21 protein-coding genes and 1 pseudogene are annotated in these 20,554 nt (G+C 65.9%); all 22 read left to right on the top strand.

Annotated elements, in window-relative coordinates; genetic code table 11:
- Positions 1-2: 2 nt before the first annotated feature.
- The 22 genes and pseudogenes from BUR28_RS05775 (at position 3) to BUR28_RS05675 (ending at position 20,531) form a co-directional block, all read left to right on the top strand.
- Complete coding sequence (locus BUR28_RS05775; protein ID WP_074219257.1) at positions 3-620, top strand: NADH-quinone oxidoreductase subunit C; 618 nt, start codon at positions 3-5, stop codon at positions 618-620.
- Positions 617-1,489: a sulfotransferase gene (locus BUR28_RS05770; protein ID WP_074219256.1), complete on the top strand. Its 873-nt coding sequence runs from the start codon at positions 617-619 to the stop codon at positions 1,487-1,489. Before BUR28_RS05775 ends, BUR28_RS05770 begins: the two co-directional genes overlap by 4 nt.
- A gap of 1 nt (position 1,490) precedes the next feature.
- Complete coding sequence (locus BUR28_RS05765; protein ID WP_074219255.1) at positions 1,491-2,702, top strand: NADH-quinone oxidoreductase subunit D; 1,212 nt, start codon at positions 1,491-1,493, stop codon at positions 2,700-2,702.
- Entirely contained in the window at positions 2,699-3,004 is a 306-nt protein-coding gene (locus tag BUR28_RS05760) for a hypothetical protein (protein ID WP_074219254.1), read from the top strand. The genes BUR28_RS05765 and BUR28_RS05760 overlap by 4 nt, the downstream gene beginning before the upstream one ends.
- Before the next feature lie 8 nt (positions 3,005-3,012).
- A pseudogene (gene nuoE, locus BUR28_RS05755) lies at positions 3,013-3,726 on the top strand (NADH-quinone oxidoreductase subunit NuoE); the annotation flags it as partial.
- Positions 3,722-4,477 carry an NADH:ubiquinone oxidoreductase gene (locus BUR28_RS19940; protein WP_175566908.1) on the top strand — a complete coding sequence of 252 codons (756 nt, stop codon included), beginning with the start codon at positions 3,722-3,724 and terminating at the stop codon, positions 4,475-4,477. The pseudogene nuoE and the gene BUR28_RS19940, both read left to right, overlap by 5 nt.
- A gap of 246 nt (positions 4,478-4,723) precedes the next feature.
- The gene (nuoF, locus tag BUR28_RS05745; protein ID WP_074219252.1) at positions 4,724-6,019 is read left to right on the top strand and encodes an NADH-quinone oxidoreductase subunit NuoF; all 1,296 of its coding nucleotides are present in this window, start codon (positions 4,724-4,726) and stop codon (positions 6,017-6,019) included.
- Between the two features lie 122 nt (positions 6,020-6,141).
- Entirely contained in the window at positions 6,142-6,552 is a 411-nt protein-coding gene (locus BUR28_RS05740) for a DUF5333 domain-containing protein (protein WP_074219251.1), read from the top strand.
- Positions 6,553-6,652: 100 nt separating this feature from the next.
- Positions 6,653-8,674 carry an NADH-quinone oxidoreductase subunit NuoG gene (nuoG, locus tag BUR28_RS05735; RefSeq protein WP_074219250.1) on the top strand — a complete coding sequence of 674 codons (2,022 nt, stop codon included), beginning with the start codon at positions 6,653-6,655 and terminating at the stop codon, positions 8,672-8,674.
- A gap of 4 nt (positions 8,675-8,678) precedes the next feature.
- The gene (locus tag BUR28_RS05730; protein WP_074219249.1) at positions 8,679-9,083 is read left to right on the top strand and encodes a hypothetical protein; all 405 of its coding nucleotides are present in this window, start codon (positions 8,679-8,681) and stop codon (positions 9,081-9,083) included.
- 15 nt (positions 9,084-9,098) lie between these two features.
- Entirely contained in the window at positions 9,099-10,136 is a 1,038-nt protein-coding gene (nuoH, locus tag BUR28_RS05725) for an NADH-quinone oxidoreductase subunit NuoH (protein WP_074219248.1), read from the top strand.
- A gap of 54 nt (positions 10,137-10,190) precedes the next feature.
- Positions 10,191-10,403, top strand: a complete 213-nt coding sequence (locus BUR28_RS19295; RefSeq protein ID WP_139307496.1) for a hypothetical protein — start codon at positions 10,191-10,193, stop codon at positions 10,401-10,403.
- On the top strand, positions 10,403-10,897 hold the full coding sequence (nuoI, locus tag BUR28_RS05720) for an NADH-quinone oxidoreductase subunit NuoI (RefSeq protein ID WP_074219247.1): 495 nt from the start codon (positions 10,403-10,405) through the stop codon (positions 10,895-10,897). The genes BUR28_RS19295 and nuoI overlap by 1 nt, the downstream gene beginning before the upstream one ends.
- Complete coding sequence (locus tag BUR28_RS05715; protein ID WP_074219246.1) at positions 10,894-11,310, top strand: carboxymuconolactone decarboxylase family protein; 417 nt, start codon at positions 10,894-10,896, stop codon at positions 11,308-11,310. Before nuoI ends, BUR28_RS05715 begins: the two co-directional genes overlap by 4 nt.
- The gene (locus tag BUR28_RS05710) at positions 11,307-11,921 is read left to right on the top strand and encodes an NADH-quinone oxidoreductase subunit J (RefSeq protein WP_074219245.1); all 615 of its coding nucleotides are present in this window, start codon (positions 11,307-11,309) and stop codon (positions 11,919-11,921) included. The genes BUR28_RS05715 and BUR28_RS05710 overlap by 4 nt, the downstream gene beginning before the upstream one ends.
- Before the next feature lie 46 nt (positions 11,922-11,967).
- Positions 11,968-12,273, top strand: a complete 306-nt coding sequence (gene nuoK, locus BUR28_RS05705) for an NADH-quinone oxidoreductase subunit NuoK (protein WP_074219244.1) — start codon at positions 11,968-11,970, stop codon at positions 12,271-12,273.
- Between the two features lie 6 nt (positions 12,274-12,279).
- The gene (nuoL, locus tag BUR28_RS05700) at positions 12,280-14,313 is read left to right on the top strand and encodes an NADH-quinone oxidoreductase subunit L (protein WP_074219243.1); all 2,034 of its coding nucleotides are present in this window, start codon (positions 12,280-12,282) and stop codon (positions 14,311-14,313) included.
- The gene (locus tag BUR28_RS05695; RefSeq protein ID WP_074219242.1) at positions 14,314-15,855 is read left to right on the top strand and encodes an NADH-quinone oxidoreductase subunit M; all 1,542 of its coding nucleotides are present in this window, start codon (positions 14,314-14,316) and stop codon (positions 15,853-15,855) included.
- A gap of 10 nt (positions 15,856-15,865) precedes the next feature.
- The gene (gene nuoN / locus BUR28_RS05690; RefSeq protein WP_074219241.1) at positions 15,866-17,308 is read left to right on the top strand and encodes an NADH-quinone oxidoreductase subunit NuoN; all 1,443 of its coding nucleotides are present in this window, start codon (positions 15,866-15,868) and stop codon (positions 17,306-17,308) included.
- A complete protein-coding gene (locus tag BUR28_RS05685) occupies positions 17,298-18,074 on the top strand; it encodes a biotin--[acetyl-CoA-carboxylase] ligase (protein WP_083626470.1) in 777 nt (258 codons plus the stop codon). The genes nuoN and BUR28_RS05685 overlap by 11 nt, the downstream gene beginning before the upstream one ends.
- A gap of 10 nt (positions 18,075-18,084) precedes the next feature.
- Positions 18,085-18,864 carry a type III pantothenate kinase gene (locus tag BUR28_RS05680; RefSeq protein ID WP_074219240.1) on the top strand — a complete coding sequence of 260 codons (780 nt, stop codon included), beginning with the start codon at positions 18,085-18,087 and terminating at the stop codon, positions 18,862-18,864.
- Positions 18,861-20,531, top strand: coding sequence for a ribonuclease J (locus BUR28_RS05675; RefSeq protein WP_074219239.1), 1,671 nt, complete (start codon positions 18,861-18,863; stop codon positions 20,529-20,531). Before BUR28_RS05680 ends, BUR28_RS05675 begins: the two co-directional genes overlap by 4 nt.
- Positions 20,532-20,554: the final 23 nt, after the last annotated feature.

Here is a 20,554-nt window from a genome sequence, read left to right as displayed (position 1 = left end):
CCATGGACGAGGCGCTTAACGAACTCGGGGCCCATATCCAGGCCCGCCGCCCGGACTGCGTGATCTCGTGGGAGGTGGCGCAGCACGAGTTGAACGTGACGGTCGCGCCCAGCCGGATCGTCGGTCTGGCAGAGTTCCTGCGCGCCGACGCCACCTGCCGCTTCTCGACGCTGGTCGACATCACCGCCGTCGACTATCCCCAGCGCGAGGCGCGGTTCGACGTGGTCTACCATTTCCTGTCGATGTACCAGAACCAGCGCATCCGGGTGAAATGCGCGGTCCGCGAGGATGAGATGATCCCGTCGATCGTGTCGATCCACCCCTCGGCCAACTGGTTCGAGCGCGAGGTGTTCGACATGTTCGGCATCATCTTCTCGGGCCACCCGGACCTGCGGCGCCTGCTCACCGATTACGGCTTTCGCGGGCACCCGATGCGCAAGGACTTCCCGACCACCGGGTATACCGAGGTGCGCTATTCCGAGACCCAGAAGCGGGTCGTCTACGAGCCGGTCAAGCTGACGCAGGAATACCGGCTCTTCGATTTTATGAGTCCGTGGGAAGGGGCCGAATACATCCTTCCCGGCGACGACAAGGGAGAGGAGGCCAAGGGCCAGGGATGACCCAAGCCACCCTTCTCTTTGGTCTCGGGGCCACCAAGGCGGGCACGAGTTGGCTTTACCGCTATCTAGAGGCGCATCCCGAGTGCCACCTGCGCGCCATCAAGGAGTTGCATTACTTCGACGCGCTCGAGGCGGGGCGGCTGCACCGTGCCCGCGACGAGATCGACCGCGCGCGTGCGGCGTTGGCCGCCCGCCCAGTTCCCGCGGACCGCGTGCGCGCCGAAGCGCGTGCCCGGCGGCTCAAGGACATGGCGGACTGGTCGGCGGCGCTGGCGCGGGGGGACGAGGCCGCCTATCTGGACTATCTCGGCGCGGGGCGCGGGGAACGGCGCCTTGTCGCCGACATCACGCCCGCCTATGCGCTGTTGCCGGCGGCGCGTCTGAGGCTGATGGCCGCCATGGCATCCGATGTGCGCTTCGTCTACCTGCTGCGCGACCCGGTCGCGCGGCTTTGGAGCCATGTGCGCATGATCGCGCACCGCCGCGCCGCCCCCGGCGAGGCCTTGGGGCCGCGTGCCCGGCGTATTCTCGCGCGCGTTCTCAAGGGGGGAGAAGCGCATATCGCCGCGCGGGGCGATTACCGCGCCGTGCTGTCCCGGCTTTGGGACGCGATCGATCCGTCGCGCCTGTTCCTTGGCTTCTACGAAGAACTGTTCTCGCAGAGCGCGGTCGACCGGCTGTGCGGTTTTCTGGGGGTCGGTCCCCGTGCGGCTGCGTTGCAGGTGCGGGTGCATGCCGGTCCGGACCTGTCGATGACGGCCGTGCAACGGGCCGCGGCGGCGGCGTGGCTCGCGCCGCAATACGACTTCGTGGCCGAGCGGCTGGGGCGTCTGCCGGCAGAGTGGCAATCGCAACGGGTGGGGGTGTGAGATGAAGGACAACGCGTTCAGCGACGCGCGTTCGGACGAACAGCGCATCCGCAACTTCAACATCAATTTCGGACCGCAACACCCTGCTGCGCATGGCGTTTTGCGCCTTGTCCTTGAGTTGGGCGGCGAGATCGTCGAGCGCGCCGATCCGCATATCGGCCTGCTCCATCGCGGCACCGAGAAGCTGATGGAAAGCCGGACCTACCTGCAGAACCTGCCCTATTTCGACCGGCTGGATTACGTCGCCCCGATGAACCAGGAGCACGCCTGGTGCCTGGCTATCGAGAAGCTGACGAAGACCGAGGTGCCGCGCCGGGCGCAGCTGATCCGCGTGCTGTATTCGGAAATCGGCCGGGTGCTGAATCACCTCTTGAACGTCACCACGCAGGCGATGGACGTGGGCGCGCTCACCCCGCCGCTCTGGGGCTTCGAGGAACGCGAGAAGCTGATGGTGTTCTACGAGCGGGCTTGCGGGGCGCGGCTGCACGCGGCCTATTTCCGGCCCGGCGGCGTGCACCAGGACCTGCCGCCCCAGCTTGTCGACGATATCGACGCCTGGGCCGAGGCGTTCCCCGAGGTCATGGACGATATCGACGGGTTGTTGACGGAGAACCGCATCTTCAAGCAGCGCAACGCCGATATCGGCGTGGTCAGCGAGCAGGAGGCGCTCGAATGGGGCTTTTCCGGGGTGATGGTGCGCGGCTCGGGCATGGCCTGGGACCTGCGCCGGTCACAACCCTACGAATGCTACGACGAGTTCGACTTCCAGGTGCCCGTTGGCAAGAATGGCGATTGCTACGACCGCTACCTCGTACGCATGGAGGAGATGCGCCAGTCGACCCACATCATCCGGCAGTGCTGCGAGAAGCTGCGCGCGGAACCGGGCGAGGTGTTGAACCGCGGCAAGATCGCGCCGCCGACGCGTGGGCACATGAAGACCTCGATGGAAGCGCTGATCCATCATTTCAAGCTCTACACCGAGGGGTTTCACGTGCCCGAAGGCGACGTCTACTGCGCCGTCGAGGCCCCGAAGGGTGAGTTCGGCGTTTACCTGGTGGCGGACGGCACCAATCGCCCGTACCGCGCCAAGCTGCGCGCGCCGGGCTTCCTCCATCTCCAGGCGTTCGACCATCTCAGCCGCGGGCACCAGCTGGCCGACGTGGCGGCGATCATCGGCACGCTGGACATCGTTTTCGGGGAGGTGGACCGGTGATCCGCGCGCTTCTCATTGCCGCTGCTGTCTCGCCGCTTCCGACATTTGCGGCCGAGGTCGGCTCGAACCCGTATCGGTATTCGTCCGAGCTGGTGGTGGAGGGGGCCGTGCCCTTCGCGACATCGGGTGCCGGCCAGGCGATCTACGGCTTGCGCAAGGACGACGCGCTTTACCTCTGCTTCATCGCGGACAGGCCCACGGACCAGAATGTGCGCCAGAAGGTACTGGTCGCCGAAATCATGGGCGAGGCCGGCCAGAAGTCCGTCCCGAATATTCCCGTTCTCTGCGTCATGACACAGTAGGAGCGAAGATGCTGCGCCGTCTTCACCACGAGCAACCCGACAGCTTCGCCTTCACGCCCGAAAACCGGGTATGGGCCGAGGCCCAGATCGCCAAGTATCCCGAAGGGCGCCAGGCCAGCGCGATCATCCCGCTTCTGTGGCGCGCCCAGGAGCAGGAGGGCTGGCTGACGCGGCCCGCGATCGAGTATGTGGCCGACATGCTAGGCTTGGCGCATATCCGCGCGCTCGAGGTGGCGACGTTCTACTTCATGTTCCAGTTGGCCCCGCTCGGCGCGCTGGCCCATGTGCAGGTCTGCGGGACCACGTCGTGCCTGATCTGCGGGGCCGAGGACCTGATCGGCGTCTGCAAGGACAAGATTGCCGCCGCCCCGTTCACGCTGTCGGCGGACGGCCGGTTCAGCTGGGAGGAGGTCGAATGCCTGGGCGCGTGCTCGAACGCGCCGATGGTGCAGATCGGCAAGGATTACTACGAGGACCTGACCGCCGAGCGACTGGGCTGGATTCTCGACGAACTGGCGGCGGGCCGCGTGCCTGCGCCGGGGCCGCAGCAGGGCCGGTTCGCGTCGGAACCCGCCGGCGGGCTGACCAGTCTGACGCAGGAGGCAGAGGGCAGCATGAAGCTGAACGCATCGGTGGACCTCGCCACCCGGATCGGCGACACGGTCAAGCGAATCGATGGCACCGAAGTGCCCCTGATCACCCCGTGGCGGCGGGCCGGTGCTGCGGCGGAAGAGGCCAAGACAGACGGCGACTGAGGCGTTACAAAGGAGCCCGGACGAACAACCGTCGGAGCGGAGAGAAGAGATGAACATTTCTCGCAGTGAAGCAAAGTTCAAATGCGCCATCTTCTGGTGGCTGCTGGCCGCCGTGATCGGCCTGACCGCCATGGCCTTCCTCGACTGGCTCGGCCTCTGGGCGCTGGTGTCCTTCGCCGGTGGGGCGGGGACCGGGCTTGTGGCAGGTGCGTTCCTGACCGCGAGCTTTTGTCAGACAGATGAGGAGCATGCCGAGAAGGGCGCTGAAATGCGCGCGATCCAGGAACGGCGCGCGGCCTACAAGGTGGCGAATGACGCGATCGAGATTCCCAAGCGGCCGAAGCCGGGCGGCGGTGTGAAAGCGGCGCCGACGGTGCCGAAATCGGGCGCGAAGCCGGCGCCGGCCCCCAAGCCCGCGGCCGCGCCGAAGCCCGCCCCAGCCGCTTCGGCCCCGGCAGACGTCGGCAAGCGCCCGGCGGCCCTGGCCGCGCCGCGTGCCGCGGGCGCCGACGACCTGAAAAAGCTGAAGGGCGTCGGCCCCAAGCTGGAACGGCAGTTGAACGAACTCGGAATCTACCATTTCGCGCAGATCGCCGAGTGGGGCGACGACGAGGTCGCCTGGATGGATGAGCATCTGGAAGGCTTCAAGGGCCGTGTCAGCCGGGATGGCTGGGTCGGCCAGGCCGATACGCTCGCGAAGGGCGGCGAGGTTGAATAGGAAACGTCTGTTGAGGTGAACGTGAAGACGGGTGGCGGGGGCAAGTTCGAGAGTGGCGCGAAGGGCTGTGAGGCCCTAGGCATGATCGGCCGCGCGCGTCTCGCCCCGCCGACCCGCAGCGGCGGCTCACAGGGCCGCCACGCAAGGTGCAGTCGCTTCGGCGCGAACCGCCGGAGCCTGTGCCGGGGCGCAGGCCAAGCGCTTCGATATGCGCAGCCGGAGCGCCGGAACCGACAGGGATAACCCATGCTGACCGATCAGGACCGCATCTTTACGAATCTCTACGGGATGCATGACCGTAGCCTCTCCGGCGCGCGCGCCCGGGGACATTGGGACGGCACGGCGGCGATCCTCGCCAAGGGCCGGGACGGGATCATCGACGAGATGAAGAAATCCGGTCTCAGGGGCCGCGGCGGGGCGGGATTCCCCACCGGTCTTAAATGGTCCTTCATGCCGAAGGAAAGCGACGGGAGGCCGCACTACCTTGTGGTGAATGCCGACGAGTCGGAGCCCGGCACCTGCAAGGATCGCGAGATCATGCGCCACGATCCGCACACGCTGATCGAGGGCTGCCTGATCGCGAGTTTCGCAATGCAGGCGCACGCGGCCTATATCTACATCCGCGGCGAGTATATCCGCGAGCGGGAGGCGCTGCAGGCCGCCATCGACGAGGCCTACGACGCGGGGCTGCTGGGCGCGAACGCCGCCAAGTCGGGCTGGGATTTCGACCTCTACCTCACCCACGGCGCAGGGGCCTACATCTGCGGCGAGGAAACGGCGCTTCTGGAAAGTCTCGAAGGCAAGAAGGGCATGCCGCGGATGAAGCCGCCCTTCCCGGCGGGGGCGGGGCTTTACGGCTGTCCGACCACGGTGAACAACGTGGAGTCCATTGCCGTGGTGCCCACGATCCTGCGCCGCGGCGGCGACTGGTTTGCCAGCTTCGGGCGGCCGAACAATGCCGGAACCAAGATCTTCGCGGTCTCGGGCCATGTGAACCACCCCTGCGTCGTCGAGGAAAGCATGTCGATCGGGCTGCGGGAACTGCTCGACACCCATTGCGGCGGCGTGCGCGGCGGCTGGGATAATCTCAAGGCCGTGATCCCGGGTGGTTCCTCGGTGCCGCTGATCCCTGCGGATGCCTGTGACGACGCGATCATGGATTTCGACTGGCTGCGTGACCAGAAATCCGGCCTCGGCACCGCCGCGGTGATCGTGATGGACCAGTCCACCGATGTCATCAAGGCGATCTGGCGGCTTGCGAAGTTCTACAAGCATGAAAGCTGCGGTCAGTGCACCCCGTGCCGCGAGGGCACCGGCTGGATGATGCGAGTGATGGAGCGGATGGTCACCGGCGAGGCCGAGATCGAGGAGATTGACATGCTCTTCGACGTGACCAAACAGGTCGAGGGGCACACGATCTGCGCGCTGGGCGACGCGGCCGCCTGGCCGATCCAGGGCCTGATCCGGCATTTCCGCGACGAGATCGAGGACCGGATTAAGGCCCGCAAGACTGGGCGCGCCAGCGCGGTGGCGGCGGAGTGATCGGGCCGGGCCGCATACTCGGCTTCGGGCCGTGCCCATCTTGCAGGGCGGTGCCGGGCGTTCCCAACTCGGACACGGAGGGGGCGTCTGCGTCCTTGGTGCCTGATGGGGGACACAGTGCCATGCGTCTCGTCCTGACCGCTGCCCTGGCCGCGCTGCTGACCGCCGGCGCGGCCGATGCCGCGGTGGCCAAGCCGCATCTGCGCGACAATGCCGAAATCAACCGCGGCCTGACGGCGATCGCGATCGCCGACATGATCCGCAAGAATTGCAGCATGATTGAGCCGCGCCTGTTCCGCGCCTACGGCTTCATGCGCGAGCTCAAGCGCCGTGCCAATGCCGCCGGCTATTCCGACGCCGAGATTGAGGCCTATGTCACCGACAAGGCCGAGAAGCGGCGCGTCGAAGAGTCCGCGAGGCGCTGGCTGGCGGCGCAGGGCGTGACACCCGGGCAGGGAGCCAGCTACTGCCCCGTTGGCAGGGGCGAGATCGAACGCAACAGCCAAGTCGGCGTTCTTCTGAGGGAGAAGTGATGCCAGGCGCGGCGGTTCTCAACCACTGGCGGAGGCGCCCGAGCCCCCGGTGCGGCCAGCGTGCGCCCCGCGGGGCGCCATCAGTCACGGGAAGATGTCCATGAGCGAGCTACGCAAGATCATCATCGACGACCGGGAGGTCGAGGTCGATCCCGCGATGACGGTGCTGCAGGCGTGCGAGGAGGCCGGCGTCGAGATTCCGCGTTTCTGCTACCATGAACGGCTGTCCATCGCGGGCAACTGCCGGATGTGCCTGGTCGAGATCGTCGGTGGCCCGCCGAAGCCCGCGGCCTCCTGCGCGATGCAGGTCAAGGACCTGCGCCCCGGCCCCGAGGGCCAGCCCCCCGTGGTCAAGACGAAAAGCCCGATGGTCAAGAAGGCCCGCGAGGGGGTGATGGAGTTCCTGCTCATCAACCATCCCCTCGACTGCCCGATCTGCGACCAGGGCGGGGAATGCGATCTGCAAGACCAGGCAATGGCTTACGGCGTGGACTTCAGTCGCTACCGCGAGCCCAAGCGCGCCGTGGAGGACCCGGATCTCGGCCCGCTGGTGGGCACCTGCATGACGCGCTGCATCTCGTGCACCCGCTGCGTGCGCTTCATCACCGAGGTGGCGGGGATGCCGGAACTGGGCCAGCTCGGCCGCGGGGAGGATGCCGAGATCACTTCCTATCTCGGCCGGACCCTCGACAGCGAGTTGCAGGGCAACATCATCGACCTCTGCCCGGTTGGCGCGCTGACGTCGAAACCCTATGCCTTCACCGCCCGGCCGTGGGAACTGACCAAGACCGAGACCGTCGACGTGATGGACGCGCTGGGGTCGAACATCCGCATCGACACCAAGGGCCGCGAGGTGATGCGCATCCTGCCGCGCAACCATGACGGTGTGAACGAGGAGTGGATTTCCGACAAGACCCGCTTCGTCTGGGACGGTCTGCGCCGGCAGCGGCTCGACCGGCCCTATATCCGCGAGAACGGCAAGCTAAGGCCCGCCGGCTGGGCCGAGGCGCTGGCCGCCGCTGCTAGCGCGATCAAGGGGGCGAAGAAGCTGACCGGGCTGGTGGGCGATCTGGTGGCCGTGGAGCCGGCCTTCGCCCTGAAGGAACTGGTCGAGGGGCAGGGCGGTCTGGTGGAGTGCCGCACCGACGGTGCGCGGCTGCCCGCCGGCAACCGCTCGGCCTATGTCGGCACCGCCGCGATCGAGGATATCGACGAAGCGCGCCACATCATGCTTATCGGCAGCAACCCCCGCGCCGAGGCGCCTGTGCTGAACGCGCGGATCCGCAAGGCGTGGATGCAGGGCGCACGGGTCGAGGCGATCGGCCCCGAACTGGACCTGACCTATGACGTCGTCCATGCCGGCTCCGACCGCGCGGCGCTCGAGGGGCTGCTGGGGCGCGAGCACGCGGAGATGCGCGACGTGCCCTCGCTGGTGCTCGTCGGCCCGGCGGCGTTGACCGGGGAGGATGGCGAGGCGGTGCTGGCCGCGGCGATGAAGCTGGCCGAGGAGACCGAGAGCGGCTTTCTGGTGCTGCACACGGCCGCGGCCCGCGTCGGCGCTATGGATCTCGGTGCGGTCGCCGAGGGCGGGATCGGGGCGGCGCTCGACGGCGCGGATGTGGTCTATAATCTCGGCGTCGACGAGATCGACATTCCCGCGGGCGCCTTCGTGATCTATCAGGGCAGCCATGGCGACCGCGGCGCGCACCGCGCCGACGTGATCTTGCCGGGTGCCGCCTATCCCGAGGAGCCGGGGCTCTTCGTGAACACCGAAGGTCGGCCGCAACTGGCCCTGCGTGCCGGGTTCCCGCCGGGCGAGGCCAAGGAGAACTGGGCGATCCTGCGCGCGCTGTCCGCCCAATTCGACGCGACGCTGCCATACGACTCGCTAACGCAACTGCGCCAGCGGCTGGTCAAGGCGGTGCCGCATCTGGGCTTGATCGACGAAGTGCCCGCGAATGACTGGCAGCCGCTTGCACCGGGCCGCCTGGGGCAGGGTGCATTCCGCTACGCGATCGCGGATTTCTACCTGACGAATCCGATCGCGCGGGCCTCGCAACTGATGGCCGAGCTTTCGGCGAATGCCAAGGCGCGGGCGGCCGCGCCGCTCGCCGCGGAATAGGCGCATGGCCGGGGCGCGCGCGCATATCGCCTTGGCCGCGCTGGGCCTCGGGCTCGGCACGGCGGGCTGTGTGCCGGCCGAGCCCACAACGGCGCGTGCGCCCGCGTATCTGGGGGTCGAGACGGTGGTGCTCGACACCGATCTGGTGAACATGACGGCGCGGATGAGCGATCCGGGTGCGCCGGGGGCGGTCGAAGCCTATGCCCGCTGTGCGGCGGCGGCCTTTGCACTGGGGCAGGGGTTCGGTTTCCTGCGCAGCGTGCGCACGAATATCACGACGGAGCGCGGCGGTGTCTGGGTCGCCGACGCGGTCTACACGTTGTCACCGGCGCTGCCCGCGGGCGTGCGCCAGATCGATGCCGAGGTGGTCTTGGCCGACTGCGCCGGGCAGTACATTCCGACGGTCTGAGGGACGAGAGGCAAGATGGCGGATTTTCTGGATAGCGGCTTCGGGATCGCGCTGACGATCATGGCGCAGGGGCTGATGGTGATCGCCTTCGTGATGATCTCGCTGCTGTTCCTTGTCTACGGTGACCGCAAGATTTGGGCGGCGGTGCAGATGCGCAAGGGCCCGAACGTGGTGGGCGCCTTCGGGCTTCTGCAGACCGTGGCCGACGCGCTGAAATACGTCGTGAAAGAGGTGGTGATCCCGGCCGGCGCCGACCGGCCGGTGTTTCTGCTGGCGCCGCTGATCTCTTTCGTGATGGCGATGCTCGCCTGGGCCGCAATTCCCTTTTCCGACAGGCTCGTACTGGCCGATCTTAACGTTGCGATCCTCTATGTCTTCGCGATCTCCTCGCTCGAGGTTTACGGCGTCATCATGGGCGGTTGGGCGTCCAATTCGAAATACCCGTTCCTCGGCAGCCTGCGATCTGCTGCGCAGATGATCTCCTACGAGGTATCGATCGGGTTGATCATCATCGGGGTGATCCTGTCCACGGGCAGCCTCAATTTCGGCGACATCGTCGCGGCGCAGGACGGCAGCTTCGGGCTGTTCTCGTGGTACTGGCTGCCGCATCTGCCCATGGTGGTGCTCTTCTTCGTATCGGCCCTGGCCGAGACCAATCGTCCGCCCTTCGACCTTCCGGAAGCGGAATCGGAACTCGTGGCCGGTTACCAGGTGGAATACTCGTCCACGCCCTTCCTGCTGTTCATGGCGGGTGAATACATCGCGATGTTCCTGATGTGCGCGCTGATGACCCTGCTGTTCTTCGGCGGCTGGCTCTCGCCCATTCCGGGCCTGCCGGACGGGGCGCTGTGGATGGTGCTCAAGATGGCCGGGTTCTTCTTCCTCTTCGCCATGGTCAAGGCCATCGTGCCGCGTTACCGCTATGACCAGCTGATGCGGCTGGGCTGGAAGGTGTTCCTGCCGATGTCGCTGATCTGGGTGGTTGTCGTGGCGTTCCTTGCGAAATTTGAACTGTTCGGCGGCGCCTATGCGCGCTGGGCGGTGGGAGGCTGAACTATGCGGGAACAGTGCACACGATATCGCGAGACAATTCTAGGGTCGGAGGTTGTGATCGATCAGATCGGCTCGAACTGCTTTGAGCTTCTGATCTCTGGAGAAAAGAAGGGATCGTTCCGTTCGGCGTCCGATGCGCGGCGTAAGCTGGTTGAAGTAATCAATTCGAGCCGAGAGCCTGATGCGCCAAATGCCGAACAAGTTGTTCCGACACTTGGGCATTGGACGATCGAACGTACGGCTCCGTTTGACCCGGAGGAAGGGTAATGACCGCAATCGACTGGAAACGCGCGGGAAAGTACTTCCTGCTGATGGACTTCCTCGAAGGCTTGAAGCTTGGGATGAAGTACTTTCTCCGACCCAAGGCCACGGTGAACTACCCCCACGAGAAGGGGCCGCTCAGCCCCCGCTTCCGTGGCGAGCATGCGCTGCGGCGTTATCCCAATGGCGAGGAGCGCTGCATTGCCTGCAAGCTCTGCGAGGCGATCTGCCCCGCGCAGGCGATCACCATCGACGCCGAGCCGCGCGACGACGGTTCGCGCCGCACGACGCGCTATGACATCGACATGACGAAATGCATCTATTGCGGCTTCTGCCAGGAGGCGTGCCCCGTGGATGCCATCGTCGAGGGCCCGAATTTCGAGTTCGCCACCGAGACCCGCGAGGAACTGTTCTACGACAAGCAGAAACTGCTTGAGAACGGCGACCGCTGGGAGGCCGAGATCGCCCGCAACCTGGAACTGGACGCGCCCTACCGATGAGTGGTTACGAGAAACTCTTTCAGCAGATGCTGGAGCAGAGCCACCAGATGGCCCGCGCCTTCAATCCCGCGCTGGAGAGCTTCCAGGTGCACGGGTTCGACAAGCTGATGCCCACCATGCCCAAGGATTTCATGGAGATGATGTGGGGCAACACCTTCAACCCCGAGGGGCTGGATGCCAAGACGCGTCTGCTGGTCGTCCTCGCCGGGCTGACGGTGCTGGGGGCGCAGGCCGACACCCAGTTCAAGCTGACCGTGCGCCACGCGCTGGAAGCTGGCGCCTCGGAACGCGAGATCGCCGAGGTGATCTACCAGATGTCGATGCTGGGGGGCATCCCCGCGATGAGCCGCGCGCTGGAACTCGCGCAGGCCGTGTTTGACGAACGACAGGAAACCGGGGAGGACAAGGAATGAGCGTCGCGGATTTCGCATTCTACTGCTTCGCCACGGTCACGGTCGCCTCGGGGCTGTTCGTGGTTCTGGCGCGCAACCCGGTGCATTCGGTGCTGTGGCTGATCCTGGCATTTCTCTCCTCGGCGGGCCTATTCGTCCTCCTAGGCGCGGAGTTCGTGGCGATGCTGCTGGTCATTGTCTACGTGGGCGCAGTCGCGGTGCTGTTCCTGTTCGTGGTGATGATGCTCGACGTCGATTTCTCGGAACTGAAGGCGCGCATGGTGGAATACCTGCCCATCGCGGGGCTGATCGGGGCGGTGTTCCTGGCACAGCTGGTGATGGTCTTCGGGGCCTGGCAGACCGCCGACGGCGTGGTGGAATTGCGCCGCGCGCCGCTGCCCGAGGAGCAGGGCCGGCACAACACCGCCGCGCTCGGCGATCTGATCTACGACGACTATATCCACCTCTTTCAGGTCGCGGGGCTGATCCTGCTGGTCGCGATGATCGGGGCGATCGTGCTGACGCTCCGCCACCGGCCGAACGTCAAGCGCCAGAACGTCCTGGCGCAGATGTATCGCGACCCGGCCAAGGCGATGGAACTGAAGGACGTGAAGCCGGGGCAGGGCCTGTGACCCCGGGGCGCAACGACAGGCGGGCACACACGCCCGGAGGGACGGAATGATCGGACTGGAACATTACCTGACGGTGGCCGCGGCGCTCTTCGTCATCGGCATCTTCGGGATCTTCGTGAACCGCAAGAACGTCATCGTCATCCTGATGTCGATCGAGCTGATGCTCTTGGCGGTCAACATCAATCTGGTCGCTTTCTCGGCCCATCTGGGCGACCTGGTGGGGCAAGTCTTCACCATGTTCGTCCTGACCGTGGCCGCCGCCGAGGCCGCGATCGGGCTGGCCATCCTCGTTTGCTTCTACCGCAACCGCGGGTCCATCGCCGTGGACGACATCAACATGATGAAGGGGTAAGCGAGCATGGAAAAGATCATCCTCTTCGCCCCCCTTATCGGGGCCATCCTTTGCGGCTTCGGCTGGAAGGTGCTGGGGGAAAAGGCCGCGATGTGGACCACCACGGGGCTGGTGTTCCTGTCCTGCCTGTTCTCCTGGGTGGTGTTCCTTGGCTTCGACGGCGAGATGCGCCAGGTTGAGATCTTCCGCTGGATCGAAAGCGGCACGATGGTGGCCGACTGGGCGATCCGGGTGGACCGGCTGACCGCGATCATGCTGATCGTGGTCACTACCGTCTCGGCCTTCGTCCACCTCTACAGCTTCGGCTACATGGACCACGACGAGAACTGGCGCGAGGGCGAGGTCTACAAGCCGCGCTTCTTTGCGTATCTGTCGTTCTTCACCTTCACGATGCTGGCGCTGGTGACCGCCGACAACATCGTGCAGCTGTTCTTCGGCTGGGAAGGCGTCGGCGTCGCCTCCTACCTTCTGATCGGGTTCTATTACCGCAAGCCGTCCGCCAATGCCGCCGCGATCAAGGCGTTCATCGTGAACCGGGTCGGCGATTTCGGCTTCCTGCTGGCCATCTTCGCGCTGTTCTTCCTGGTCGATTCCGTGCGCTTCGACGACATCTTCGCCGCCGCGCCCGAGATCGGCGAGACCGAGCTGACCTTCCTCAACGGCACCTGGAACGCGGCGAACGTGGTCGGCGTGCTGCTGTTCATCGGGGCGATGGGCAAGTCGGCGCAGCTTTTCCTGCACACCTGGCTGCCGGACGCGATGGAGGGCCCGACGCCGGTCTCGGCGCTGATCCACGCCGCAACCATGGTGACGGCGGGGGTGTTCCTGATCTGCCGGATGTCGCCGATCATGGAGTTCGCGCCGGACGCCAAGACCATGGTGGTGGTCCTCGGCGCGGCGACGGCGTTCTTCGCGGCCACCGTGGGGCTCGTCCAGAACGACATCAAGCGCGTCATCGCCTATTCGACCTGTTCGCAGCTCGGCTACATGTTCGTGGCCGCCGGCGTCGGAGTCTACTCGGCGGCGATGTTCCATCTACTGACGCATGCCTTCTTCAAGGCGCTTCTGTTCCTTGGCGCGGGCAGCGTGATCCATGCCATGCATCACGAGCAGGACATGCGGAACTATGGCGGGCTGAAGGACAAGATTCCCTACACCTTCTACGCCATGCTGATCGGCACGCTGGCGATCACGGGCGTCGGCATTCCCCTGACCTATGTCGGGTTTGCCGGGTTCCTGTCGAAGGACGCCATCATCGAAAGCGCCTGGGCGGGCGGGCCCGCCGTGGCCTTCTGGGCGCTGGTGGCCGCGGCCGCCATGACCAGCTTCTATTCCTGGCGGCTGGTGTTCCTGACCTTCTGGGGTGAGCCCCGCGGCGACAAGCACATCCACGACCATGCCCATGAAAGCCCGCGCACTATGCTGATCCCGCTGGGCGCGTTGAGCGTGGGCGCGGTGCTGGCGGGCATGGTCTGGTATGGCAGCTTCTTCGGCGACCACGATCAGGTGAACCGATTCTATGGCATCCCCGTGCACGAGGCCGCCGAGGCGGGCCACGGCACCGCAGAGGCGGCCTACGCGCTGCCCGGCGAGGGTGCGCTCTACATGGCGCCCGACAACCACGTGATGGACGACGCGCACCACGCGCCCACCTGGGTCAAGGTCTCGCCCTTCATGGCGATGCTCTTCGGACTGGGGCTTGCCTGGCTGTTCTACATTAACTCGCCGGACCTTCCGGGTCGGGCGGCGCGGACCTTCCGGCCGCTGTACCTGTTCCTGCTCAACAAGTGGTATTTCGACGAGCTCTATGACGCGATCTTCGTCAACCCGGCCAAGAATATTGGCCGGGCGCTCTGGAAAGGGGGCGACGGTGGCGTGATCGACGGTGCGGTGAACGGGGTTTCGATGGGCATCGTGCCGTTCTTCACCCGCGCCGCGCAGCGGCTGCAATCGGGGTATCTCTACCACTACGCCTTCGCCATGGTGATCGGGATCGCGATCCTGATCACCTGGATGATGCTGGCCGGGGGGGCGCGGTAAATGGACAACCTCCTTTCCATCATCACCTTCACACCGCTGATCGCGGCCCTGATCTTGGGGCTGTTCCTGCGGGGCGAGGACGAGGCGGCACAGAAGAACGCCAAGTGGCTGGCGCTGATCGCCACCACCGCGACCTTCCTGATCTCGCTCTTCGTGCTCTTCGGCTTCGATCCGTCGAACCCCGGCTTCCAGTTCGTCGAGGAACGCGACTGGCTTCTGGGCCTGAAATACAAGATGGGCGTGGATGGCATCTCGATCCTGTTCGTGATGCTGACGACCTTCCTGATGCCGCTGACCATCGGCGCGTGCTGGACCGTAACCCATCGCGTCAAGGAATACATGATCGCGTTCCTGCTCTTGGAAACGCTGATGATCGGCGTTTTCACCGCGCTCGACCTCGTGCTGTTTTACCTGTTCTTCGAGGGCGGCCTGATCCCGATGTTCCTCATCATCGGCATCTGGGGCGGCAAGGAACGCATCTACGCCACTTTCAAGTTCTTTCTCTACACCTTCCTAGGCTCGGTGCTGATGCTGGTGGCCATGGTGGCGATGTATGTCGACGCGGGCACCACCGACATCCCGACGCTCCTGAAGCATCAGTTCAGCGCGGGCGATATCGTGATCGGCGGCAAGACCATCGTCGGTGGCATGCAGACCTTCCTGTGGCTGGCCTTCTTCGCGAGTTTCGCGGTCAAGATGCCGATGTGGCCGGTGCATACCTGGCTGCCCGATGCGCACGTCCAAGCGCCCACCGCCGGGTCCGTGGTGCTGGCCGCGATCCTGCTGAAGATGGGCGGCTACGGCTTTTTGCGCTTTTCCCTGCCGATGTTCCCGGTAGCCTCGGATATCTGGGCGCCGCTGGTGTTCTGGCTGTCGGCCATTGCCATCGTCTACACCTCGCTGGTGGCGCTCGCCCAGAACGACATGAAGAAGCTGATCGCCTATTCCTCGGTCGCGCACATGGGGTTCGTGACCATGGGCATCTTCGCCGCGAACCAGCAGGGCGTCGATGGCGCGATCTTCCAGATGATTTCCCATGGCTTTATCTCGGGTGCGCTGTTTCTCTGTGTCGGCGTGATCTACGACCGGATGCACACCCGCGAGATCGACGCCTATGGCGGCCTCGTCAACCGGATGCCGGTCTATGCCTTCGTGTTCATGCTGTTCACGCTGGCGAATGTCGGCCTGCCGGGCACATCGGGCTTCGTCGGCGAGTTCTTGACGCTGGCGGGCGTGTTCCAGGTCAACACGTGGGTCGCTGCGGTAGCCTGCACCGGGGTGATCCTGTCGGCGGGCTATGCGCTGTGGCTCTACCGCCGGGTGGTGTTCGGCGACCTGATCAAGGAGAGCTTGCGCGCCATCAAGGACATGAACCTGCGGGAACGCGCGATCTTCGCGCCGCTGGTGGCGATGACGCTGCTGCTGGGTGTCTATCCCGCGCTGGTGACCGACATCATCGGGCCCTCGGTCGAGGCGCTGCTGTCGAACTACCAGACCGCGCTGATCGAGGCCGAGGCCGCGACGCGGCTCGCGCAGAACTGAGGGGAACGCGATGATCACGACCGACCTGACCGTCGTCCTGCCGGAACTCGCCCTTGCGGTCTACGCGATGCTTGCGCTGCTCGTCGGCGTTTACACGGTGAAGGACCGCGCCGCCCCTTTGCTGGTCTGGGTAACCGCAGGCCTGTTCTTCGCGCTGGCCGCTTGGACAGGGGTAACCGCAGGCGAGGCGCGCGCTGCCTTTGGCGGCGCCATCGTGGACGATGGTTTTGCCCGCTTCGCCAAGGTGATCATTCTTGTCTCTGCCGGGGCCGTGCTTCTGATGAGCGTCGAGCACATGCAGCGGTCGCGCTCCCTGCTGTTCGAATTCCCCATCCTCGTCACGCTGGCGGTGATCGGCATGATGCTGATGGTCTCGGCCCATGACCTGATGACGCTCTACATGGGGCTCGAGCTGCAATCGCTCGCGCTCTACGTGGTCGCGTCGCTGCGGCGTGACAGCCTCCGGTCGACGGAAGCGGGCTTGAAGTATTTCATACTCGGCGCGCTCTCCTCGGGCCTCCTGCTCTATGGCGCCTCGCTGACCTACGGCTATGCGGGCACCACGCTGTTCTCGGGAATCCTGTCCACGCTGAACGAGGGGGACATGCCGATCGGGCTTCTGATCGGGCTGGTCTTCATGATCACCGGTCTGGCGTTCAAGGTCTCGGCGGTGCCGTTCCACATGTGGACGCCCGATGTCTACGAGGGCGCGCCGACGCCGGTCACGGCTTTCTTCTCGGCCGCGCCCAAAATGGCGGCGATGGGCCTGTTCGCGCGAATCCTGCACGACGCGTTCGGCGCGGTGCCAGGCGACTGGGGGCAGGTCGTGGCGGTGCTGTCGCTGCTGTCGATGGCACTGGGGGCGGTGGCCGCCATCGGCCAGCGCAACATCAAGCGGCTGATGGCCTATTCCTCGATCGCGCATATGGGCTACGCGCTGATGGGGCTGGCAGCCGGAACGGCGCTCGGCGTGCAGGCGATGCTGATCTACATGGCGATCTACGTGACCATGAGCGTCGGCACCTTCGCCTTCATCCTCAGCATGCAGAAGGACGGCCAACCGGTCACCGATATCCGCAGCCTCAACATGCTGTCGGCCACCGAACCGCTGAAGGCGCTGGCGATGCTGGTGCTGCTGTTCAGCCTTGCCGGCGTGCCGCCGCTGGTAGGCTTCTTCGGCAAGTTCTACGTGGTCCGGGCCGCGGTCGATGCCGGGCTGATCTGGCTGGCGGTCGCGGGTGTCATCGCCTCGGTGGTGGGCGCTTTCTACTACCTGCGCATCGTCTTCTACATGTATTTCGGCGAGGAAGGCGATCCGCGGCTCGACAGCCGGATGCCGCCGGTGCTTTGGGGCGTGCTGATGATCTCGGCCTTCGCGATGGTGGCGGGGGTCGTCAACCTCTTTGGGGTCGAGGGGCTGGCGCTGAGCGCGGCGGAAACCCTTGTCAATTGAGGCGGCGGCCGGGCAGGGCGGCTGGCACTGGCCGGCCGGCCACGACCTGATCTTGCTCGACGAGACCGACAGCACAATGGCCGAGGCGCGCCGCCGCGGGCCGCTGGCGCGCCCGACCTGGATCGCCGCGCGCCGCCAGACCGCCGCCGTGGGGCGCCGCGGCCGGACGTGGGCTGCGCCCGAGGGAAACCTGTCGGCGACGTTGGTGATGGACCCGGGCTGCGGGCCGGCGCAGGCGGCGCTCTATTCCTTCGTGGCGTCCTACGCGCTGTATGCGACGCTTACGGCCTACGTCCTAAATCGCGACGCTGTCACGCTGAAATGGCCGAACGATGTGCTGCTGAAAGGGGGCAAGCTCGCCGGCATCCTGCTTGAAGCGGACGGGGCCGGCGGGCCCGTCGCGCGGCTGGCCATCGGGATCGGGGTGAACCTCAACACCGCGCCCACGCATGTCGCGCTGGAGCCCGGCGCGCCGCGGCCTGCGACCCTGGCGGAGGTCACCGGCGAACCCGTCGACCCGTTGGAATTCCTCGCCTTCCTCGCCGAACACCTGGCCCACCAGGGCGCGTTCTTCCGCGCACATGGCTTCGGCCCGTTGCGTGCCGCCTGGCTGGAGCGTGCGGCGCGGCGGGGCCGCACGATCACCGCGCGCACCAGCAATGAACAGATCGCCGGCACCTTCGTCACGGTGGACGAGGACGGTCAGCTTGTCCTAGAGACTTCGGATGGGCCGCGCGCCATTGCCGCGGCCGATGTCTTCTTCTGACGGGGCGACCATGCTTCTTTGCATCGATTGCGGCAACACCAACACCGTCTTCTCGATCTGGGATGGTGCGCGGTTTCTCTGCACGCTCCGCACCGCCACCGAGCACACCCGCACCGCCGACCAGTATTTCACCTGGTTCTCGACGCTGATCGCGCATCACCGGATCGAGGCGGAGATCACCGACGTCATCATCTCCTCCACCGTGCCGCGTGTGGTCTTCAACCTGCGGGTCTTTGCCGACCGCTATTTCGGCGCGCGCCCCTTGGTCGTGGGCAAGCCCGAATGCCTGTTGCCCCGGCCGCCCAGGGTGGATGCCGGCACCAATGTCGGCCCCGACCGCCTGGTGAACGCCGCCGGCGCCCACAACCGCCACGGCGGTGACCTCATCGTGGTGGATTTCGGCACCGCGACCACCTTCGACGTGGTGGCCCATGACGGGGCGTATGTCGGCGGCGTGATCGCGCCGGGGGTGAACCTGTCGCTGGAGGCGCTGCACATGTCTGCCGCGGCGCTTCCGCATGTGGATGTGACCAAACCCCAGGCGGTGATCGGCACCAACACGGTGGCCTGCATGCAGTCGGGCGTGTTCTGGGGCTATGTCGGGCTGGTGCGCGAGATCTGCACCCGCATCCGCGGCGAATACGACGCGCCGATGCGGATCGTCGGTACCGGGGGCCTCGCGCCGCTTTTCGCGCAGGGCGACGTGCTGTTCGACACCGTCGAGGACGACCTTACCATGCACGGTCTGACCGTGATTCACGCCTACAACAAAGCGAACGGGGCAGCATGAGCGGCAAAGAACGACTGATCTACCTTCCCCTCGGCGGCGCCGGGGAAATCGGGATGAATGCCTATGTCTACGGGTATGGCGCGCCGGGGAAGGAGCGGCTGATCCTCGTCGATATCGGCGTGACCTTCCCCGACATGGACACCACGCCCGGCGTCGATCTGATCTATGCCGACATCGCCTGGCTGGAGGAACGCCGCGACCGGCTGGAGGCGATCTTCATCACCCATGCGCACGAGGACCACGTCGGCGCGCTTGGGCTCGCCTGGGGGCGGCTCGGAGCGCCGGTCTATGCCCGGCCCTTCACCGCCAATCACGCCGCGCGCAAGATGGAGGAGCGCGGCCAGGACCCCGAGCAGGTGACGGTGGTCGACCGCTGGCCCTACCGGGTCGAGGCCGGCCCGTTCGAGGTGGCTTTCCTGCCGGTGTCGCACTCGATCCCGGAAAGCTCGTCGATGGTGATCGATTGCCCGGCGGGCCGCATCGTGCATACCGGCGACTTCAAGTTGGACCTTACGCCGCTCGTGGGCGAGCCCTTCGACCGGGCGCTTTGGGCCGAGGTGGCGAAGCCCGGCATCAAGGTGCTGACCTGCGATTCCACCAATGTCTTCTCGCCCCATCCGGGCCGGTCCGAGGCGACTCTGGGTCCGGCGATCCGGCAACTCGTCGAACGGGCGCCCGCCATGGTCGTGGCGACCACCTTCGCCTCGAACATCGCGCGGGTCCGGACGCTGGCCGAGGCGGGCCGCGATGCGGGCCGCTCGGTCTGCTTGATGGGCCGCGCGATGCGGCGGATGATCGAGGCCGGGGTGGAATCGGGCGTTCTGACCGATTTCCCGACCACGATCAGCCCCGAACAGGCCGCCGACATCCCGCGCGAGAACCTGATGCTGATCGTCACCGGCAGCCAGGGCGAACGCCGCGCGGCCTCCGCGCAGCTATCGCGCGGCAAGTACATGGGGCTGGACCTGAAGGAGGGCGATCTGTTCCTGTTCTCGTCCAAGACCATCCCGGGCAACGAGCGTGACGTGCTGCGCATCGTCAACGCGTTTTCCGAAATGGGGGTCGACGTGGTCGATGACAGCGCCGATCTCTACCACGTTTCGGGTCATGCCAACCGGCCCGACCTGTCGCAGATCCACCAGTTGATGAAGCCGGAGGTCGTGGTGCCGATGCATGGCGAGCACCGGCACTTGCGCGAGCATGTCAAGCTGGCCGAGGAAAACGGGCTGCCGGCGGTGTTGGCGCCGAACGGCACGATGCTGGATCTCACGGGAAAGACGCCGAAGGTCGCCGAACATGTCGAGGCCGGGCGGACGTATCTCGACGGTAAGGCGCAGATCGGCGCGCTGGACGGCGTGGTGCGCGACCGCATCCGCATGGCGCTGAACGGCCACCTGACGGTGTCGGTGATGCTCGACGAGGACGACGAACCGCTGGGCGAGCCCTGGGTAGACCTCATGGGCCTGCCCGAGACCGTGCCGGGGGGGGCGGCGCTGTCCGAGCTGCTGGAACAGGCCCTGGACCGGTTCCTGTCGCGGGCCGACGACAAGGTGCTGACCGACGACGACCTCCTGGAAAAGGACCTGCGCATCATCGCGCGCCGCACCGCCGAGAACGAGATCGGCAAGCGACCCGAGGTCAAGGTGGTGATCAGCCGGTTGGCCTGACCCGAACGGGAGTTGTTTGTGCC

The organism is Rhodovulum sp. ES.010 (genome assembly GCF_900142935.1).
Classification (GTDB): domain Bacteria; phylum Pseudomonadota; class Alphaproteobacteria; order Rhodobacterales; family Rhodobacteraceae; genus Rhodovulum.
The sequence above is the reverse complement of the archived record's forward strand: the minus strand, read 5'-3'. Positions and strand labels throughout refer to the sequence as shown.

What these genes read in the sequence shown, in the direction of transcription:
- BUR28_RS05775 (WP_074219257.1), top strand. Translation starts at nt 3, where the DNA reads ATGGACGAGGCGCTTAACGAACTCGGGGCCCATATCCAGGCCCGCCGC.
- BUR28_RS05770 (WP_074219256.1), top strand. Translation starts at nt 617, where the DNA reads ATGACCCAAGCCACCCTTCTCTTTGGTCTCGGGGCCACCAAGGCGGGC.
- BUR28_RS05765 (WP_074219255.1), top strand. Translation starts at nt 1,491, where the DNA reads ATGAAGGACAACGCGTTCAGCGACGCGCGTTCGGACGAACAGCGCATC.
- nuoF (WP_074219252.1), top strand. Translation starts at nt 4,724, where the DNA reads ATGCTGACCGATCAGGACCGCATCTTTACGAATCTCTACGGGATGCAT.
- BUR28_RS05740 (WP_074219251.1), top strand. Translation starts at nt 6,142, where the DNA reads ATGCGTCTCGTCCTGACCGCTGCCCTGGCCGCGCTGCTGACCGCCGGC.
- nuoG (WP_074219250.1), top strand. Translation starts at nt 6,653, where the DNA reads ATGAGCGAGCTACGCAAGATCATCATCGACGACCGGGAGGTCGAGGTC.
- BUR28_RS05730 (WP_074219249.1), top strand. Translation starts at nt 8,679, where the DNA reads ATGGCCGGGGCGCGCGCGCATATCGCCTTGGCCGCGCTGGGCCTCGGG.
- nuoH (WP_074219248.1), top strand. Translation starts at nt 9,099, where the DNA reads ATGGCGGATTTTCTGGATAGCGGCTTCGGGATCGCGCTGACGATCATG.
- nuoI (WP_074219247.1), top strand. Translation starts at nt 10,403, where the DNA reads ATGACCGCAATCGACTGGAAACGCGCGGGAAAGTACTTCCTGCTGATG.
- BUR28_RS05715 (WP_074219246.1), top strand. Translation starts at nt 10,894, where the DNA reads ATGAGTGGTTACGAGAAACTCTTTCAGCAGATGCTGGAGCAGAGCCAC.
- BUR28_RS05710 (WP_074219245.1), top strand. Translation starts at nt 11,307, where the DNA reads ATGAGCGTCGCGGATTTCGCATTCTACTGCTTCGCCACGGTCACGGTC.
- nuoK (WP_074219244.1), top strand. Translation starts at nt 11,968, where the DNA reads ATGATCGGACTGGAACATTACCTGACGGTGGCCGCGGCGCTCTTCGTC.
- nuoL (WP_074219243.1), top strand. Translation starts at nt 12,280, where the DNA reads ATGGAAAAGATCATCCTCTTCGCCCCCCTTATCGGGGCCATCCTTTGC.
- BUR28_RS05695 (WP_074219242.1), top strand. Translation starts at nt 14,314, where the DNA reads ATGGACAACCTCCTTTCCATCATCACCTTCACACCGCTGATCGCGGCC.
- nuoN (WP_074219241.1), top strand. Translation starts at nt 15,866, where the DNA reads ATGATCACGACCGACCTGACCGTCGTCCTGCCGGAACTCGCCCTTGCG.
- BUR28_RS05680 (WP_074219240.1), top strand. Translation starts at nt 18,085, where the DNA reads ATGCTTCTTTGCATCGATTGCGGCAACACCAACACCGTCTTCTCGATC.
- BUR28_RS05675 (WP_074219239.1), top strand. Translation starts at nt 18,861, where the DNA reads ATGAGCGGCAAAGAACGACTGATCTACCTTCCCCTCGGCGGCGCCGGG.